Consider the following 19,475-nt stretch of genomic DNA (forward strand, 5'->3'; position numbering starts at 1 on the left):
ATGTGGTTTTATAAAAACGATAAAACTAGCCCAGTATTGACTAGTACAGAACAAGCAAAATCAGAACATGGAGAAAAAATATATTTGCTTCCTCAAACCGCAATTTTATTGTATATGAGTGGACTTGATTATATTAAGGAAAAATATGATGTACAATTAATTACTAATCATTTTCCAAGATTTTTGAATGCTTGCCCGATTTATAAAATAAAAGGTCAAAATGATATTTGTTTCTTGGATGGGGGACGTGGTGCGCCAATGGCTGCTGATACTATTGAAGTTCTTAAAGTTATGGGAGTGAAAAATATAATCTCTGTTGGTTTGATAGGTGGCTTTGTTGAAAATATTAATATAGGGGATATAGTTATACCAAATAAAGCATATGTAGAAGAAGGAACATCATTACATTATTATGAGACAATTGAACATAGTACCCCAAATTTGATGCTATTTAACAAAATAATTGAATATATTCCAAAACATATAGTGGCTCCAATTATTTCAACTGATGCAATCTATAGACAAACATTTTATAAAGAAGCGTTATGGAGAAAAAAAGGTTGTGTTGGAGTGGATATGGAAACATCTGCTTTGATGAGTATTGGTAAGTATCTTGATTTGCAAGTTGTCTCCATTTTAATGGTCTCTGATAAACATCCAATTTCAAAAGAAAATGAAACTTGGGAATGGAAAATGACAAAAGATTTGAGAAAACAATTATTATATCAAGTCATAGAATTTGCATTATCATTATAAGTTTCTATTAATGATAAATTTTGCACCATATATAAATAAAAAATAAGAGAGTTAATGAAAGACATTTGAGTTATAAAAATCTCTCTTTTTTTGTTGGTAAAAAGAGAGGATATATTATATCATAATAGATAGAATAAAGAAGGAGGATAAAGATGGACTGGTTAGAACAATTCAATCATGCAATGACATATATTGAACAACATTTGACTGATACTATTGATTATCAACAACTAGCTAACATCGCAGGTTGTCCTTATTATCAATTTCAAAAAATCTTTACATATATGACAAATATCTCATTAAACGAATATATACGAAGAAGAAAAATGTCGCTTGCAGCTGTAGATTTAATGAATCATCATATGCGAGTTATAGATGTCGCTTATAAATATGGTTATGATTCTCCAACAGCATTTAATCGTGCTTTTCAAAGTGTTCATGGAATTGCTCCTTCAGTAATTAGAAAAACTTGTCAATCTATTCAAGCTTATCCACCTTTTACTTTTTCATTGTCTATTCAAGGAAGTGTACCTTTACAATTTCAAATTGTTGAAAAGGATTCATTTCGGGTTGTTGGCATTGACTGCCCTTTGAGTCATCAATTAGAAAACAATTTTAAAGACATTCCTTATCAATGGAATCAAGCAGTCCAAAATGGCACAATTACACAATTAATATCATTTATGGATAGTGAACCTAAAGGATTATTAGGTGTCAGCATTCATCATTCCAGTGAGTGGAAATATATGATTGCCGTGAGTTCACAAAAAGAAAGTCAAGATTTTAATGAATACATTATTCCTAATACAACATGGGCAATTTTTAAAGGACATGGCCATACAAAGACAATTCAAGACCTAGAAAAAAGAGTGATTTTAGAATGGTTACCAACTTCAGGATATGAATATGCAAATATTCCAGATATTGAAGTTTATATCAATCCTAATCCTGAAAACGCTATTTATGAGTATTGGTTACCAGTTATTCAAAAGGAGGAATAAATATGGCTTATTCAAATATAAAAGTATCATTATCAGCAGATATTCAAGATGTCTGGGAGTTTGTTACAAATTTAAATCAGCAACTTTGGCGTCGTGATGTTGCGTCCGTTGAAATTCTTGATGAAAAGACATTTATAGAACATACACCAGAGGGCTATCAAACAACATTTACGATTACAGTTAAAGATCCATTTCAACGTTATGAGTTTAATATGGAAAACACAAATATGAAAGGACATTGGGTAGGTGTATTTACATATCATGATGGAATAACAACCCTTGATTTTACAGAAAATGTTGAAGCTAAAAAAATCTTTATGAAACCTTTTGTGAAAGGATACTTAAAAAAGCAACAAACCAATTATATCAATGACTTAAAAAATATTTTAAGTCAAACAAACAAAATGAAAGAACAATAAAAGTTCTTTTTTCATTTTCTGAAATTTCTACTGTATCTTGTTTTATTTACGTTATAATATGAGTAAATAAGATTCGTCAATACTTGACGAAAGATAAAAGGATGGTAGAGAAGATGAGTGTCAAAATAATTGCAGTAGATATGGATGGAACGTTTTTAACAAGTGATAACACATATGATCAAGAAAGATTTATGAAACAATATGAATATATGAAAGCCAATGATATTCATTTTGTTGTAGCAAGTGGTAATCAATATTATCAATTACGTTCTTTCTTCCCAGAAATTCAACAAGAATTAACTTTCATTGCTGAAAATGGGGCTTATATTGTTGATAAGGGAGAAGATGTTTTTGTTGCAAAATTAGAGGAAGAAGATATCCAAACAGTTTTAAAAGCAATCAACAAATATCCTGAAGTTCAAAAAGTTGTTTGTGGACAAAAAAGTGCTTATATAAGTGACAAGGTGGATGAAGATTATTATCAACATATGAATTTCTATTATCATCGTTTAAAGAAAGTTAGTCATTTTGATTCTTTCGATGATACAATTTTTAAAGTCTTTTTACATTGTAATGAGGATAATTTTGAAACGATCTTAACGGAATTAAAAGCAGAAATTGGACATATTATGACACCAGTTGATTGTGGTCATTTTGGAATAGATTTAATTATTCCAGGTATCAATAAAGCACACGGTATTCAATTTCTAAAAGAAAGATGGCAAATCAAAGATGGAGAAACAATGGCCTTTGGTGATAGTGGTAACGATCAAGAAATGTTAGAAGAAGCTGAATATAGTTTTGCCATGGCAAATGCTAAAGAATCTGTAAAAGAAGTTTCTGATTATGTGATTGGCTCTAACAATGATCAAGCTGTGTTAGATGCTATTGACTGGATGATTCATAAAGAAAAAATGTTTCAAAAATAATCAAGGAGTCATATCTTTATGATATGATTTTTTGTTATAAAAAGAATTTTATTATAAAAATTGTCATAATAATGCAAATTTTTGTTTATATGTTCACACAATTCGTGTATAATAAAAATCACATTTATTAAATGGGGGATTGATTGTGAAAGAGAAAAGAGGACAATGGAATAGTCGTTTAGGTTTTATATTAGCTGCTGCTGGATCGGCAGTTGGTTTGGGAAATATTTGGAAGTTTCCTGGGAAAGTTGGTGCCAATGGAGGTGGAGCTTTTCTTCTCACATATATGATTGTTGTGGCAATTATTGGTTTTACTGTTATGATGGCAGAATTTGCGATTGGAAGAAAGACACATAAAAATGCTGTAGGGGCATTTGCTATGTTGAATAAAAAATGGAAATTTGCTGGTGTTATAGGAATTGTTGCTTTATTTATTATCTTATCTTATTATGCAGTTGTTGGTGGTTGGGTTACTAAATATGTTATCACTTACTTAACAGGAGCCCAGTTTGGTAATGGAAGTAATGCTTATGCAACTTATTTTACTAATTTTATCACTTCGCCAGTTGAACCAATCTTATGGGATTTATTATTTTTAGGTGTTTGTATTTTCATTATTTCTAAGGGTGTTTCTGCAGGAATTGAAAAAGTAAGTAAGGTTTTAATGCCAGGTTTATTTGTTTTATTAATTGGGATTGCTATTCGATCAGTGACATTCCCTGGTGCTGATGAAGGATTGCGTTTTATGTTTACATTCCGTCTAGAAGATTTGACTTCGGATATGATTGTGGCAGCTGTTGGCCAAGCCTTTTTCTCATTATCAGTTGGTATGGGAATCCTCATTACTTATGGTTCTTATTTAGACAAAGAAACTGATATGGTTAATAGTGCAAAGTGGATTTGTATTTTAGATACTTTTGTGGCTATACTTGCTGCACTAGCCATTATTCCAAGTGTCTTTGTGACTGTTGGACCAGATGGACTTGGAATGGGTGGTGGCTTTGCTTTTGTTGCTTTACCACATGTTTTTGAAACATTACCAGGAGGAATCGGTCATATTTTTGGATTGATTTTCTTTGTTTTGTTATTATTGGCTGCTTTAACAAGTGCATTGAGTATTTTAGAAAGCTTAGTTGCTTGTGTCAGTGAAGAATTTCATATCAGTCGTAAAAAAAGTATGGCAATAATGGTTATTCCTTTAACTTTACTTTCTTGTGGTTATTCATTATCACAACTTTCAACACGAGGAATCAACTTGCCTTGGTTTGATTTTTCTAATGGTTTTCAAATGCTCGCAATGAATGCTGTCATGGAAAAATTAACGGATAATGTTTTAATTCCTTTAGGAGCATTGGCTTTTTGTATTTTTGTTGGTTGGGTATGGAAACCTCAAAATGCAATTGCTGAAATTGAACAAGAAGGTGTGACATTTCCTTTAAAAAAAGCTTGGTCGTTTTCTATTCGTTACATTGCTCCTATTGCAATTATTGTGATTTTATACTTTACCGTTGTTAAAGGTATCGTCTTATCATAGAAAGTCTCATGAAAATGAGATTTTTTTATTATTTAAGGATTTTTTAAGAATTGATTATTTATAATGAAGATGATAAGAGAGGGGAGAAAGAGTTATGCTTTATCAAATATTAAAAAAAGATATGTTAAAACGTAAAGGGGTTAATATAATCTTGTTTCTTTTTATTACATTATCAACAGTCTTTTTAGCGAGTAGTATCAACAACATTACGATTATTTCTTCAGCCGTTGATTATTATATGGATTATGCCCATGTACCTGATGTCAATATAATTATTGATTCAAAAAAAGATAAGACACAAATTGATCATTGGTTACAACAGCAAAAAGAAAAAAACCTCATCAGTGATTTTGAATATAATCAATTTTTAGAAGTGTCAGCAAAGTCTGTGAGTGTCAAAAGAGGCCAACAAAAAGAAACGATAGAAAATCAAGGGGCTAATTTGTATTTATCAACTATGGATGTTGATTACAGTAAAGTTTATGATGATTATGGAAACGTTCCTATCGTCAATCAAGGCGAAGTTCTTGTATCCAAAACAATGCTAGAAACAGAAAAATTGCATATTGGAGAAAAAATAACAATTCAAAGTAAAGGTGTTTCTAAAGATTTAACAATCAAAGCAGCTGTTAAAGATGCTGCATTTGGAAATGAAATGGTTGGGATAAGTCGTTTTCTTTTAAATGAAAAAGATTTTCAGGATTATCAGCCTGTAACTTATGCTTTAGGCGTTTATTATATTATGACACCGGATATTGATGCTTTTACTGAGCTTTTAAATCATCAAGGATTCACACAAATCATCAATATTATTTCAATAGACACATATAAAATGGTTTATGCCTTTGATATGATTGTTGCAGGATTGTTAATTGCTGTAGGAATCTGTTTGATTTGTATTGCCTTATTGGTTTTACGCTTTACTCTTGTTTTTTCAATCGAAGAACAATATCAAGAAATAGGAATTTTGAAAGCCATTGGATTAAAGAATAGGAATATTAAAAAAATATATCTTATCAAATATTTTGTGATAGTTGTTGTGGGGGCAGTGTTAGGAACATTATTGAGTATTCCAGTCAGTCAAGTGATGATTCAAAGTGTGAGTCAAAATATGATTATGGCAAGTGATGAACTTAATTTAGCAATTAATATCGGTTGTGCATTATCAATTATTGCCTTAGTTATTATGTTTTGTTATTTATCAACAAGAAAACTCAACAAAGTTTCAGCAATCACAGCTATTCGAGGTGGTTATACAGGCGAAAGATACCATAGTTATCGGGGATTTCATTTATCTAAAATGAAATATTTATCAGTGTCTAACTATCTTGGATTTAATGATATCACAACCCATTTAACACGTTACATTGTTTTGATTATTACCTTTTGTTTAAGTTTTATTTTAATTACAGTTCCATTAAATACAATTAATACAATGCACAGTCAGGAAATTTTAAAAAAGTTTTCCATTGATCCTAATGCTTCAGTTTTATTAAAAAATATTGAAGTCTCTCAAGGTATAAAATATCATTTTGTAACTGATCTGATTGAAGGAATGCAACGAGTAGAAAAGAAAATGGAGGATAAAGGTTATCAAGTAGATATGACAGGTGAACCACTTTATTTTATCAATTACACCAATCATAAGAAACAAAAAAATAACAATCTTATGACTTTACAATTGGTTGGTCATCCTAGAGATTTTCTTGATTATGATGAAGGATATGCCCCAGAACTTCCAAATGAAGTTGCCTTTTCAAAAGATATTATGAAAGAAAATCATTGGCAAATTGGGGATTTTGTTACAGCAAACATTAATGGAAAAAAACAAAATATGATTATCAGTGGAACATTTACTGATTACATGCAACTTGGAAAAAGTGCTAGACTCAATTCACAAATTAACTGTGATCAAGAAACGATGTTTGATTATTGGAGTATCATGGTTAATGTGCATAGTTCACAATCACAAGAAAAACTTATACAAACGTTACAAAAAGAATTTCCTGAATACAAATGGCAAAGTGGACAAGAACTTGCCGATGAAACAATTGGCGGTATTCAAACAAGTTTACAAGAGATGATTATCCCGATGACAATCCTATTATGTGGTGTCATTATGCTTATTACCCTATTAATGGAAAAATTATTTATTACACGTGAAAAAGGTGAAATTGCCATGTTAAAGAGTATTGGTTTTCAACATAAGACAATTCAAAAATGGCAAATGATGCGAATGGCTTTTGTTGTTATTGTAGCAATGATTGTATCAATTCCATTATCATTATTAAGTAATACAATAATTCTTAAACCAATATTTGCAATTATGGGAGCTCAAGTCAATATTCAAGTAGATCCATTACAAGCATATTTGATTTATCCTGGTATTTTATTAATAGGAATTATGATTTCAACACTTATTGCAACACATAGTGTTAAAAATATTAATATTCGTGAAATGAATAATTTGGAATAGGAGAAGAAAGTGGTATGGAGAGTTTAAAAGTAACTAATTTATGTAAAACGTATGTTGTAAACAAACGTCAAAATAATGTTTTAAGAAATGTTAATTTAGAAATTCAAGCTGGGGAAATGGTCGCGATTATGGGACCATCTGGCTCAGGGAAAACAACTTTGCTTTACACAGTTAGTGGAATGGATGATGCAACTGCAGGAAAAGTGAATTTCTTTGGTAAAGAATTAACAATGTTAAAACCAAATGAAATCAGTGATTTACGTTTACAAGAGATGGGATTTGTCTTTCAACAGATGTATATGCTGAAAAATCTGTCTATTTATGATAATATTATCTTACCAGCATATCAAGCAAATCAAAAAAAGAATCGTCATGATATTCAAGAACGTGCAAAAATCTTAATGCAAAAGCTGGGTATTAGTGATGTTTCTGATAATGGTGTCAATGAAGTTTCAGGTGGTCAATTACAACGTGCTTGTATTTGTCGAAGTTTGATTAATCAGCCAAAGATTATTTTTGCTGATGAACCAACAGGAGCTTTAAATAAACAAAATTCAATTGAAGTTATGGATGAACTGACACGAATTAATGTGGAAGGAACAAGTATTATGTTAGTGACACATGATATGCGTGTTGCAAGTAAATGTGAGCGAGTTCTTTATATCGAGGATGGAAATATTCGTGATGAGATTATTTTAGGTAAATGTATATCAACATCAGATATTCGTCAACGTGAAAGACAGTTAAATGAATGGTTAATTAAATTGGGGTGGTAATCATGGCAGATATTTTGCTAGTTGAAGATAATCAAGAATTGGCTGAATTGATTCAAACATTTTTAAGTAAAGAAGGCTGGACATGTTATCCTGTTATAAATGGTGAAGATGCTTTGTCATGGCTTTTTAACCATCTACCAAAAGTGATTCTTTTGGATATTATGTTACCAGGCATGGATGGCTTTGCATTTTGTCAGACTGTCCGTCAACATAGCCAGATTCCAATTATTATGATGAGTGCTAGGTCAACAAAGACAGATCAGTTATTAGGCTTTGAATTGGGCGCTGATGATTATATTGAAAAACCCGTAGATCCGGATATTCTTTGTGCGAAGCTTCGCGCTTTGTTTCAACGCATTTCAAGTCAACAGACCAAGCATAATCTATTGGTTTCAAAAGATATCACAATTGATCAAGAGGCACATAAAGTTTACTTGAAAAATCAATTATTAGATCTTAATGTGAAGGAATATGAATTATTAGTCTTATTGGTTAAAAATGCAGGAAAAACAATGCATAAAGATTATTTATTTAATCAAATATGGGGTGTTGACAGTCAAAGTGAAAATCAAACATTGACTGTTCATATTAAGATGTTAAGGACACAAATTGAAGATGATCCACGACATCCAAAACGTATTCAAACAGTTTGGGGAGTTGGCTATCGTTATGAAGAAATATAATCGTATCATCATTTTATCTATCATCATTTATTTAGGTTTGGCATTTCTATCAGGAAATGCCCTTTTGGTTAGTCAAAATCAACAAAGTCATGCTTACCGAGTTGAAAGCCAACGGATTATCAATCAAATTCAAGATATCTCACAAGTAGAAAAAATAGACTTAAGAGATTATCAATATGTAAAAGCTATTGATTATATAAAATCAAATGTTATCAATCAAAATCAATTAGATTCATTTTATTTAGAATCAAACCTTGGTCAAACACAAATCTTACCTTATTATCAAAACAATCAATTACAAGGTTATTTAAAATTCACTTATCAACTCCCAATATTTGATATTTTACATGTCTTTTTGATTATGCAAATCAGTTTATTCGTTTTAGAACTCTTTATTCTGATTATCTTATGGTATATGAAAAAGCAATTGATTCAACCCTTTCAACAATTAAATGACTTACCAATTCATCTTGCAAAAGGTCATTTTAAAGGTGAGGTTAAAGAAGCAAAAAGTCAATTCTTTGGAAAATTCATGTGGAGTATGAGTCAATTAAAAGATGAATTAGAAGTTTCTAAAAAAAGACAATTAGAATTAATGAAAGAGAAAAAGACTTTGTTATTATCTCTTTCACATGATATGAAAACACCATTGAATCTTATTCAACTTTATAGTAAAGCTTGTTTAAATGATGTTTATCAAACAGATTCACAGCAAAAACATGCAATTGAACAAATTGAAATCAAATCAAGAGAAATAGAAAAATACATTGATGAAATTATTCATTCAGCACGTGTTGATATCTTAGATTTAGAAGTTCATCAAGGAGAATTTTATTTAAATGACTTATTACAAAATGTTTTCTCAATTTATAACGAACAATGTGCTCTGCGACAAATTGAATTGATTGTTCAGTCTTTTGATAATAAATTACTTCGTGGTGATTTATCACGAAGTCAGGAAGTTTTAGAGAATCTGTTTGAAAATGCATTGAAATATGGAGATGGTCGTCGAATTGAAATCACTTTTGAGGAAGAAGATTATTGTCAATTGATTCATATTTTTAATAGTGGAGATACTGTGAGCGATAGTGAACTGAATCATCTTTTTGAAAGCTTCTATCGAGGAGGAAATAGTCAAGGCAAATCTGGTAATGGACTAGGATTATATATTTGTCATGAATTGATGATGAAGATGGAAGGAATGATTTATGCTCAAAAAAAGAAAGATGGAATGATGTTTACGCTTGTTTTTCAAGAATAAAAATAAAAATCATGTTATAATAAGGATAAATAGAAAAAGGAGAAAAAATATATGTATACAATTTCAAATTTTACTCATAATGATGACGTTAAAGTGATAGAAGAATTAGGACCATTTCAAGTCATTGAATATCAAAGAGATTTAAGTGTAATGCCTCATGATGCACAAAAGGCTTATTTTTGTGATAAGATGAATATTCGTAAACGACAAGTTATATGTGATTTAAGTAAAGCCCATATAACAGTTCAGTCTGGTGCTATGCAATGGATGGTAGGAAATGTAGCAGCAACAACAGGATTAAAAGGTGTAGGTGATTTTTTATCAAAAGCAGTAAGAGGAAAAGTAACTGGTGAAGATACAATTAAACCAGAATATACAGGTGATGGAACATTAGTTTTAGAACCAACATATAAACATATTATATTGCTTGATTTAAAAGAATGGAATGGTTCTATTGTATTAGATGATGGGTTGTTTTTAGCTTGTGATTCTAAGCTTAAACATAAGGCGGTGATGCGTTCAAATCTATCATCTGCCATTGCCGGAAATGAAGGATTGTTTAATTTAGGTATTCAAGGTGATGGAGTTGTTTGTCTTGAATCTGCTTGTCCTAAGGAAGAACTTGTTGAAATTACTTTAAAAGATGATGTTTTAAAGATTGATGGAAATATGGCTATTGCATGGAGTGGAAGTCTTGACTTTACTGTTGAACGTTCAGGCAAAACACTTGCAGGCTCAGCTGTTTCAGGTGAAGGATTGGTTAATGTCTATAGAGGAACTGGGAAGGTTTTAATGGCACCTGTTCAAGAGGATTTAAGTCCTCTTGAATTACCATCAATTAATGAATAAGACGATAAAAATATACGCTCGAGCGTATATTTTTTTCAAAATTAGAAATTTGTTTAAAAAGTCAATTTTTATATTTATAATCATCAACAAGAAATGTATAATAGATAAGTATTGAAATGGGAGGGCGATATCATGAAAAAAGATATGACAGTAGGAAGCCCTTGGAAGCTCATTTTGGCTTTTGGGATTCCTTTGGTTATTGGGAATATATTTCAACAGTTCTATAATATGGTTGATAGTATTATTGTTGGAAAATATGTAGGAAAAACGGCTTTAGCTGCAGTTGGTTCAACAGGCTCATTGAACTTTATGATTATTGGTTTTGGAATTGGGATATGTAGTGGTTTTGGAATACCTATTGCACAAAGTTTTGGTGGAAAGAAAATCAAACAAATGAAAGAATATATTATTCATTCTTTCTATCTTTGTACAATGATAACAGTCATTATGACGATTGTGACAGTATTGGCTTTACCAACCATTTTAACTTGGATGCAAACCCCGGCTGATATTTATGAACAAGCGTATGGATATATTGTGGTAATCTTTTTAGGATTATTTGCAACTATGATTTATAATATGTTATCAAGTATTTTAAGAGCAATTGGGGATTCAAAAACACCGCTTTATTTTTTGATTTTATCATCAGTTATTAATATTCTTTTAGATTTATTGTTCATTACCCAATTTCATATGGGTGCTCCAGGAGCAGCCTATGCAACAGTCATTGCTCAATTTATTTCTGGTATAGCATGTTTTATTTATATGAAGAAAAAAACAGATATTTTAACTTTTGAACATGATGAAAAAAGATTTCAAAAAGCAATGTGTCAAAAACTATTACAAATGGGATTACCAATGGCATTACAATTTTCAATTACAGCAATTGGCAGTGTTGTCATTCAGTCCGCTGTCAATAGTTTAGGTTCTGATGTTGTAGCAGCTGTTACTGCCGCAATGAAAATATCAATTATGTTAACACAGCCATTAGAAACATTAGGTTTAACAATGGCAACATATGGTGGTCAAAATTTAGGTGCAAATCAAATTGAACGTATCTTTAAAGGTGTTCATGTGAGTTATATCATTGGTGCCATTTATTGTGTGGTTGCCTTTGTCTTTGTTTATTTCACATTTGATTATCTTTCGCTATTATTTATTGATGCCAGTGAAACAGTCATTATTAGTGAAATTAAGCAATACTTAATTGCCAATTCTATCTGTTATTATATTTTAAGTATTTTATTTATCTTACGTAATTTATTGCAAGGTTTAGGTTATAGCTTCTTAGCGATGTTTGGTGGAGTTGCAGAAATGATTGCCAGATGTATTGTGGCTTTTTGCTTTGTTGGAATGTTAGGCTTTGATGCTATTTGTATTGCTAATCCATTAGCTTGGCTTTTTGCTGATGTGGTTTTTGTTGTAGGATGGCTTTATAAGAGAAAAGAGTTAAAACAAATGATTTCATAGATGAGAGGGGATAGTTATGGATTCAAGAAAATTAGGATTAACTGAGGGGACGATTTGGAAACAATTGTTATTATTTTTCTTTCCTATTTTAATAGGAACATTTTTTCAACAGTTGTATAATACAGTTGATACTATTATAGTTGGGCAATATGTCGGAACTTCTGCTTTGGCAGCTGTTGGTTCAACAGGAAACTTAACAAACCTAATTGTTAATTTCTTTGTTGGTTTATCTTCTGGAGCAACAGTAGTCATTGCTCAATTTTATGGTGCTAATGAGAAAAAACGTGTATCTAAAGCCGTGCATACATCGATTGCGATGTCACTTGTCTGTGGTATTTTCATGACATTGTTTGGACTCGTTTTTGCTTATCAGTGTTTACAAATGATAGGAGTCCCTAATGATATTATTGATGCTTCTTCATTATATATGCGTTTATATTTTTTAAGTATGTTACCAGGCGTTGTCTATAATATTGGAGCAGGTATTTTACGAGCCATTGGTGATTCAAAAACACCACTTTATTATCTTGCTGTTTGTTGTTTTGTAAATGTTTTATTTGATTATCTTTTTGTTGTTTATTTCAATAGTGGCATTGCGGGAGCTGCCATAGCAACTGTGATTGCTCAATTCGTTTGTGCAATATTAGTGAGTATCAAGTTAATGCGTAGTAAAGATTGTTATCAATTAAGATTAAAAGAAATTGCTTTTGATTATCCTATCTTAAAACGTATTATTAAAATAGGAATACCAGCAGGAATTCAATCAACAATGTATTCTGTTTCAAATATAGTCTTACAAACAAGAATCAATACTTTTGGAACAAATACGATTGCATCTTGGGCTGTATATATCAAAATTGATGCTTTATATTGGATGATTTCAGGAGCTTTTGGTTCATCAATCACAACGTTTGCAGGACAAAATTATGGAGCACATTTCTATCAACGGGTAAAAGATGGACTCAAAACATGTTTAATGATGTCTCTTGTTTCAGCAGCAATTATCAGTTTGTTATTATGGAATTTTGGCAATGCAATATGTCATATTTTCTCAACTGATCCACAGATTATTCAAGAATGTAATCAAATCATTCATTTCTTAACTCCATTCTATTTTACTTTTTGTTGTGTTGAAATTATGTCTGGGATCATGCGTGGCTGTGGAGATGCCTTTAAGCCAATGTTACTGGTATGTTTTGGGGTTTGTGTTTTAAGAATTTTATGGGTGATGTTTGTTTCTCCATTCTTTACATCATTTAAGATGGTTATTATTTCTTATCCAATAACATGGACAGTGACGTCAATTTTATTTATACTATATTATATAAAGTTCCATTCTCATTATTTAAAAGATTGAAGGTGTAAAGAATGAAAAAATTAGTTGTTGGAATATTGGCTCATGTTGATGCAGGAAAAACAACTTTATCTGAAAGCATGCTCTATCTATCTGGGCGTATCCGACAACTTGGACGTGTTGATCATCAGAATGCTTTTTTAGATTATGATATGCAAGAAAGAAATCGTGGGATTACGATTTTTTCTAAACAGGCTATTATCAATTGGAAAGATGTAGAAATCACACTTATTGATACTCCTGGTCATGCTGATTTTTCAGCCGAAATGGAAAGAACTTTACAAATCTTAGATTATGCTATTGTTGTGATTAATGGATTAGATGGTGTCCAAACCCATAGTGAGACCATTTGGAATTTACTTTCACATTATCATATTCCAACATTCTTATTTATAAATAAAATGGATATCACGTCTTATTCTCAAGAACATCTTTTGGGCAATATTCAATCCCGTCTTGATGAACATTGTTTTGATTTTACAAATCAAGATGAAATCTTTTTTGAATCAATAGCACTTGTTGATGATGATTTATTGGATGAATATATGGAACATCAAACTATCCAAACACAATCATTAATTCCGTATATTCAACAAAGAAAAATCTTTCCTGTTTATTTTGGTTCAGCTTTAAAAACTGACGGTGTAACAGTTTTTATGGATGCCTTAGATACCTATACAAAAGAGCCATGTTATCCAGATGAATTTGGAGCGCAAGTGTATAAAGTGACACATGAAGGTGGACATCGCTTGACACATGTGAAAATTGTTGGCGGTTCTTTAAAAACAAAAGAAAAAATCAAAGATGATGAAAAAGTTGATCAAATCAGACGTTATTCTGGACATAAGTACGAAATGTTAGAAATTGCAACTCCTGGAATGGTTGTTGCTTTAAAAGGTCTTAGTAGTATTCAACCAGGAGAAGGGTTAGGTTATAAACAAACTTCGCTATCCCCACTATTATCTTCTTATATGAATTATCGAATTGTTTTACCAGATGATTGTGATCAACATCAAATGTTAAAAAATCTTCAACAATTATCACAAGAAGATCCAACATTACATGTGACTTACCATCAAGAATTAGATGAAATCCATATACAATTAATGGGTGAAATTCAAATTGAAATATTGAAAAATATCATACAAGAAAGATTTCATGTTGATGTATCCTTTGATCAAGGACAAATTCTTTACAAAGAAACGATTTTAAATCCTGTTGAAGGTGTTGGACATTTTGAACCTTTACGCCATTATGCCGAAGTTCACTTGTTGTTAGAACCTTTAGAAGTGGGAAGTGGTTTACAATTTGAAACCGATTGTTCTGAGGATGTTTTAAGTCGTTCTTATCAACGTTTAATCTTAACGCATCTTCAAGAAAAAGAACATTTAGGTGTTTTGACAGGTTCCCCAATTACCGATATGAAAATAACACTTTTGTGTGGAAAAGCACATCAAAAGCATACCGAAGGTGGGGATTTTAGAGAAGCAACTTATCGTGCTGTAAGACAAGGTTTAAAAATGGCACAATCTATTTTACTAGAACCTTATTATCAATTTCGATTAGAAATTCCTTCAACTTGTTTAAGTCGTGCGTTATATGATATTGAGCAAATGCATGGAACTTTTGAAATGCCAGATACATCATTAGAAACAATTATTATTGAAGGAGAAGCACCAGTTGCTTGTATGCAAAATTACCATCAAGAAGTGATTGCTTATAGTAAAGGAAAAGGAAAGTTATCATGTTCACTTAAAGGATATCAACCTTGTCATAATCAAGATGAAGTGATAGAAAAAATAGGATATGATAGTGAAACAGATATGCATTATCCAACAGGTTCTGTTTTTTGTGCTCATGGGGCAGGTTTTTATGTGAGCTGGGATCAAGTTCGTAGCTATATGCATATTCAAAGTGGTTTGAAAGAAAAAACAGTATCCACTAGTCAACAAACAACACGTACATATGCCAATGAAGACGAAGAATTAGATGATATCTTTACCCGCACCTATGGACCTGTGCAACGTCGCTTAGCCGATGATTATTATCGTAAAGAACCTGTTCAAGAATCTATGCAAGTCAAAATGAAACCAGAATGTCTTTTGATTGATGGTTATAATGTTATTCATGCCTGGGATGAACTCAAAGATTTAGCAAGTGTCAACCTCGGAAGTGCAAGAGAACGTTTGATTGATATTTTAAGTAATTATCAAGGTTATCGTCAATGTTTAATGATTATTGTTTTTGATGCTTACAAGGTCAAAGATAATCAAGGCACATTAGAAAAGAATCATAATGTGTATGTTGTTTATACCAAAGAAGCACAAACAGCTGATATGTATATTGAACGGGTAACTCATCATTTAGCCAGTGATTATCGTGTCATTGTCGCAACATCCGATGCTTTAGAACAAACTATCGTGATAGGTCGTGGGGCTAGACGAATGTCTTCGCGTGAGTTAAAATTAGAAGTAGAGGCACTGGGTCAAGAAAAATTTGATGAATTTTTAAGAAAACAAGAAAAAAGTCGCAATTTTTTATTAGAAGATATTCAAAAACTAAAAACAAAGGAGTGATGCCCAATGGCAAGAAAAATCATTAGAGAGGAATTTGTAAAAATCATTGAAAACCAAATCAATAACGAATTATCTCCCGCAACTGTTCAACATTATCAAATACTGTTAGATAAAGGATTAAATGAACAACGTGCTAAAGAATCATTAGCTTATTTCTATGAAGTTTATCTTCGACAAAATCCTCGTCATAGTGAAGATTTCAAAGAAGAAACATGGTTAGATTTTTTAAATCAAGTTCCTGTGAAACTCCATAATGGTGAATACAGTTTTGATCAGTTTGATGCAAAACAAAATGTTAGAAAAATAAAAAAACGTTTTGGTTCTATAAAAAATGAAACAAAAGTATTTGAAGCTGAGCTTTATGCGATTGAAAGTTATTTAATGGTCTTAAATGATGCTTTACAAGTTTCTGGGCGTGATGCTCAAAAAATCATTCATATTGTGATGAATAGATTATTAGATATTGAAAATCAAGATTCAACAGATTATAGTGATTTTGCAGGTGAAGATTTATTATATATGGCTGATGGATTAGAAGAAATTTGTAATCCTTATATTAATGAAGAATTAGAAAAAGTATTAAAACCTTATGTTAATATTCATGAACCACAAAACTTTGATTATATCTTTAAAAATGTATTCTTATGTTTAAATAAGGTTTTAGATAGTATTGATTTTTGGGATAAGGAATTTGGTAAAGATGGATATTTTCGCTATATTAGACAATTTATGGATAGTCATCGTATTATGGAAGATGGACCAATCTTATTCTTTAATGAAAAAACTTTACAAAAAAATATTAAAAAATAGTAAAAAGCAGTTCACAAATCGAACTGCTTTTTATCATTATCTTTTATCTTCACGAAATTTCTTTCTAGAAGGATTCCCTTCAGCTCTAAAAATTGTTTTCCTTTGACAACAATAGATAACTGACCATACTGTATCAGCACCAGTTTTTCTATCATATTGACACATAAATCCATATTTTCCAGATAAAATATCTCTAGCAAGATCAACAGAATAATTTTGATGTGTTTTTAATGTATGATAAGCTGTTTGATATCGTTCTTCTGATTTCCAATTATCAATATTGAAATTGTTATAGGGATAGAGTTTTGAGGTATGAAAATGATTGGTTGTAACAACAAATGATTCATTTTGTTGAGGACGAATGATAGCCATTTGTTCAGGATTACACTCCACCACAACAACCTCTCCATTTCTATCAGCAATTGTTAATGTTTGTGAAGAAGCAATTGGGAGAGACTTGAGTTTATCAATTGCTTCTTTTGTTGTTTGACATTTCTCTAATAAATACCTCACAATCATACCGGCATTGAATCCTGGTTTTCTTATCGTTGGATAGATAAAAGTTAAACCAATCGCAAGTCCATGTTCATTCATACCATCTTCCATTTCTACAAATGCTGTGGTATTACCTTGAAAAGCATAAACATGCTCAAGAGAATAAAGACAATTCATATTTGTTTTTTCTAATTCAACTAAAAAGTCACTGTTTCTAGCAAGAATGGTTTCTTTTCCATTATGAAATGCAAAACAAGTACATTTATTTTCAACTTCAAAACAATACATACTCAATAAAAATGTATATAAATCTTCATGAGTAAGTTTCAAACCATCAGCAATTCCTTTTATTTCTTCTAATATTTCTGGATAAAATTTCTGATATATGGGCAAACATGCTTGCATAAAAGCTTTTCTTTTTGAAGTTTGAAAAAGAGCTATTTTATCTTCCAGTAATAATTGTTTTTGATAAAGTTTTTGACCAAAGTTATAACCTGCTTGATAATGATTGTTTTTAAATCTTACATGATACATAATTATATCTTCCTCCTTTTTGTGTGAGTCAGATCTTCCTCAAATAAAACATTAACAGGATAAAAATTTTATGTCAATGAAATAAAATTGTTTATAAGACTATATTTTATTCTTCAATAAAAATTTGTGATATAATAATATCAATAAATAATGAAAGAAGGCTTTATTATGAGGTATGCTTTAATTCACGCCAATGTATGGATTGGCTATGATACTGATGAAATTTTAGAAAATCAAACAGTTCTCATTAACAATGAAGTAATTGAAAAGATTGTTCCCGATGGTGCAAGTATTCCATCAGATTTTCAAGTTGTTGATTTAAAAGGACAATATTTATTACCAGGTTTGATTAATCTTCATGCTCATTTATTTGGAACAGGAAAACCAAGTAAAACACTTGGTGGTGGAGGTTCACAAAAGGCATTGATGAAATTTGTTCATTCACCATTAGGAAAACCGGTGATTGATAAAATGGTAAAGGAACATGCTTTAACAGCATTACATTCTGGAGTAACAACAATTCGTAGTTCAGGTGATTTTGTTTATTCAGATGTTAGAATTCGTGATAAGATTAATCGAGATGAAATTTTAGGTCCAAGATTACTTGTTCCAGGACCAGCAATCACATGTGTTGGAGGGCATGGTGATGGCACTTTTGCAGTAACGAGCAATGATCCACAAACTTTAGCCAGTTATGTTGATGAAAATTATAATCATCATGTTGACTGTATTAAAATTTGTGTAACTGGTGGAGTTATGGATGCGAAAGTAAAAGGAGAACCTGGTGTTGTCAAAATGAATCTTGAACAAGTACGTGCTGTCTGTCAAAGAGCTCATGACTATGGTTATCAAGTCGCATCTCATACCGAAAGTTCCCAAGGTATTCGTATTGCTTTAGAGGGTGGTGTTGACACCATTGAACATGGAAGTTTCTTAGATGATGAACTCATTGCATTATTTAAAGAAAGACAATCTGCGTTTATTGTTACGACTTCTCCAGCTTTGCCATTAGCCAGATTATCTCCAGAAATTACAAAACTCAATGACTTATGTGTTTATAATTCAGAAGTTGTTTTAAAAGGCATGATTGATGGAGCGAAAAAAGCTTTGGCAAATGATATTCCTGTAGGACTTGGAACTGATGAATCTTGTCCTCTTGTAACAGCTTATAATATGTGGCGAGAAATCTATTATTTCCATAAATTCTATGATGTCAGCAATGCTTTTGCCCTTCATACGGCAACTTTAGGTAATGCTAAAATTATTGGTTTATCTGAAGAAATTGGAAGTATTGAGATAGGCAAATGTGCAGATTTGATTGTTGTTAAAGAGAATCCGTTAGAAGATTTAAAACGTTTAAAAGATATTCAAATGGTTATGGTAAGAGGTCATTTGATTGATAAACCAACATATCAGAATTTACCACAAGTTGATGAATGGTTGGATTCATTATTATAGGACTTTATAAGTCCTTTTTTCATTTATAAAAAAGCTAAGAAGATTGTAGAATAAAAACGATTATGTTATAATAGTGGCGCTTTGTAAAAGCTTA

At 31.1% G+C, this 19,475-nt stretch carries 16 protein-coding genes; 15 read left to right on the forward strand and 1 reads right to left on the reverse strand.

The genetic code is table 11. From position 1 onward, the window contains the following. From EDD60_RS01850 to EDD60_RS01915, 14 genes are all read left to right on the forward strand, one after another. Complete coding sequence (locus tag EDD60_RS01850) at positions 1-756, forward strand: nucleoside phosphorylase (protein ID WP_066444821.1); 756 nt, start codon at positions 1-3, stop codon at positions 754-756. Positions 757-908: 152 nt separating this feature from the next. Then, complete coding sequence (locus EDD60_RS01855) at positions 909-1,757, forward strand: AraC family transcriptional regulator (RefSeq protein ID WP_066444819.1); 849 nt, start codon at positions 909-911, stop codon at positions 1,755-1,757. A 2-nt stretch (positions 1,758-1,759) separates the two neighbouring features. Beyond that, entirely contained in the window at positions 1,760-2,176 is a 417-nt protein-coding gene (locus EDD60_RS01860; RefSeq protein ID WP_066444811.1) for an SRPBCC family protein, read from the forward strand. Between the two features lie 113 nt (positions 2,177-2,289). After that, positions 2,290-3,105 carry a Cof-type HAD-IIB family hydrolase gene (locus tag EDD60_RS01865; protein ID WP_066444807.1) on the forward strand — a complete coding sequence of 272 codons (816 nt, stop codon included), beginning with the start codon at positions 2,290-2,292 and terminating at the stop codon, positions 3,103-3,105. A 145-nt stretch (positions 3,106-3,250) separates the two neighbouring features. Next, positions 3,251-4,639, forward strand: a complete 1,389-nt coding sequence (locus tag EDD60_RS01870; protein WP_066444805.1) for a sodium-dependent transporter — start codon at positions 3,251-3,253, stop codon at positions 4,637-4,639. 94 nt (positions 4,640-4,733) lie between these two features. Beyond that, complete coding sequence (locus EDD60_RS01875; RefSeq protein ID WP_132226183.1) at positions 4,734-7,115, forward strand: ABC transporter permease; 2,382 nt, start codon at positions 4,734-4,736, stop codon at positions 7,113-7,115. 14 nt (positions 7,116-7,129) lie between these two features. Beyond that, the gene (locus EDD60_RS01880; protein WP_066444803.1) at positions 7,130-7,891 is read left to right on the forward strand and encodes an ABC transporter ATP-binding protein; all 762 of its coding nucleotides are present in this window, start codon (positions 7,130-7,132) and stop codon (positions 7,889-7,891) included. Positions 7,892-7,893: 2 nt separating this feature from the next. Then, positions 7,894-8,574 carry a response regulator transcription factor gene (locus EDD60_RS01885; RefSeq protein WP_066444800.1) on the forward strand — a complete coding sequence of 227 codons (681 nt, stop codon included), beginning with the start codon at positions 7,894-7,896 and terminating at the stop codon, positions 8,572-8,574. Continuing rightward, complete coding sequence (locus EDD60_RS01890; RefSeq protein ID WP_066444797.1) at positions 8,561-9,835, forward strand: sensor histidine kinase; 1,275 nt, start codon at positions 8,561-8,563, stop codon at positions 9,833-9,835. Before EDD60_RS01885 ends, EDD60_RS01890 begins: the two co-directional genes overlap by 14 nt. 51 nt (positions 9,836-9,886) lie before the next feature. Next, the gene (locus EDD60_RS01895; protein WP_066444795.1) at positions 9,887-10,684 is read left to right on the forward strand and encodes an AIM24 family protein; all 798 of its coding nucleotides are present in this window, start codon (positions 9,887-9,889) and stop codon (positions 10,682-10,684) included. Positions 10,685-10,816: 132 nt separating this feature from the next. Beyond that, on the forward strand, positions 10,817-12,154 hold the full coding sequence (locus tag EDD60_RS01900; protein WP_066444792.1) for an MATE family efflux transporter: 1,338 nt from the start codon (positions 10,817-10,819) through the stop codon (positions 12,152-12,154). A 16-nt stretch (positions 12,155-12,170) separates the two neighbouring features. Then, positions 12,171-13,511 carry an MATE family efflux transporter gene (locus EDD60_RS01905; RefSeq protein ID WP_066444789.1) on the forward strand — a complete coding sequence of 447 codons (1,341 nt, stop codon included), beginning with the start codon at positions 12,171-12,173 and terminating at the stop codon, positions 13,509-13,511. Between the two features lie 11 nt (positions 13,512-13,522). Next, positions 13,523-16,084, forward strand: coding sequence for a translation factor GTPase family protein (locus EDD60_RS01910; protein WP_066444786.1), 2,562 nt, complete (start codon positions 13,523-13,525; stop codon positions 16,082-16,084). Positions 16,085-16,090: 6 nt separating this feature from the next. Further along, positions 16,091-16,894: a hypothetical protein gene (locus EDD60_RS01915; protein WP_066444783.1), complete on the forward strand. Its 804-nt coding sequence runs from the start codon at positions 16,091-16,093 to the stop codon at positions 16,892-16,894. Positions 16,895-16,930: 36 nt separating this feature from the next. Here the strand turns inward: EDD60_RS01915 and EDD60_RS01920 are convergent, their stop codons facing one another. After that, on the reverse strand, positions 16,931-17,923 hold the full coding sequence (locus tag EDD60_RS01920) for a C45 family autoproteolytic acyltransferase/hydolase (protein ID WP_132226184.1): 993 nt from the start codon (positions 17,921-17,923) through the stop codon (positions 16,931-16,933). A 168-nt stretch (positions 17,924-18,091) separates the two neighbouring features. Here EDD60_RS01920 and EDD60_RS01925 point away from each other — a divergent pair, with 168 nt between their 5' ends. Beyond that, on the forward strand, positions 18,092-19,381 hold the full coding sequence (locus EDD60_RS01925; protein ID WP_066444778.1) for an amidohydrolase family protein: 1,290 nt from the start codon (positions 18,092-18,094) through the stop codon (positions 19,379-19,381). Positions 19,382-19,475: the final 94 nt, after the last annotated feature.

Origin of the sequence: Longibaculum muris (assembly GCF_004343035.1) — a bacterium.
GTDB lineage: Bacteria > Bacillota_I > Bacilli_A > Erysipelotrichales > Coprobacillaceae > Longibaculum > Longibaculum muris.

Bases quoted from the DNA above. Each gene is read 5' to 3' on its own strand.
- EDD60_RS01850 (WP_066444821.1), top strand. From the start codon at position 1: ATGTGGTTTTATAAAAACGATAAAACTAGCCCAGTATTGACTAGTACA.
- EDD60_RS01855 (WP_066444819.1), top strand. From the start codon at position 909: ATGGACTGGTTAGAACAATTCAATCATGCAATGACATATATTGAACAA.
- EDD60_RS01860 (WP_066444811.1), top strand. From the start codon at position 1,760: ATGGCTTATTCAAATATAAAAGTATCATTATCAGCAGATATTCAAGAT.
- EDD60_RS01865 (WP_066444807.1), top strand. From the start codon at position 2,290: ATGAGTGTCAAAATAATTGCAGTAGATATGGATGGAACGTTTTTAACA.
- EDD60_RS01875 (WP_132226183.1), top strand. From the start codon at position 4,734: ATGCTTTATCAAATATTAAAAAAAGATATGTTAAAACGTAAAGGGGTT.
- EDD60_RS01880 (WP_066444803.1), top strand. From the start codon at position 7,130: ATGGAGAGTTTAAAAGTAACTAATTTATGTAAAACGTATGTTGTAAAC.
- EDD60_RS01885 (WP_066444800.1), top strand. From the start codon at position 7,894: ATGGCAGATATTTTGCTAGTTGAAGATAATCAAGAATTGGCTGAATTG.
- EDD60_RS01890 (WP_066444797.1), top strand. From the start codon at position 8,561: ATGAAGAAATATAATCGTATCATCATTTTATCTATCATCATTTATTTA.
- EDD60_RS01895 (WP_066444795.1), top strand. From the start codon at position 9,887: ATGTATACAATTTCAAATTTTACTCATAATGATGACGTTAAAGTGATA.
- EDD60_RS01900 (WP_066444792.1), top strand. From the start codon at position 10,817: ATGAAAAAAGATATGACAGTAGGAAGCCCTTGGAAGCTCATTTTGGCT.
- EDD60_RS01905 (WP_066444789.1), top strand. From the start codon at position 12,171: ATGGATTCAAGAAAATTAGGATTAACTGAGGGGACGATTTGGAAACAA.
- EDD60_RS01910 (WP_066444786.1), top strand. From the start codon at position 13,523: ATGAAAAAATTAGTTGTTGGAATATTGGCTCATGTTGATGCAGGAAAA.
- EDD60_RS01915 (WP_066444783.1), top strand. From the start codon at position 16,091: ATGGCAAGAAAAATCATTAGAGAGGAATTTGTAAAAATCATTGAAAAC.
- EDD60_RS01920 (WP_132226184.1), bottom strand. From the start codon at position 17,923: ATGTATCATGTAAGATTTAAAAACAATCATTATCAAGCAGGTTATAAC.
- EDD60_RS01925 (WP_066444778.1), top strand. From the start codon at position 18,092: ATGAGGTATGCTTTAATTCACGCCAATGTATGGATTGGCTATGATACT.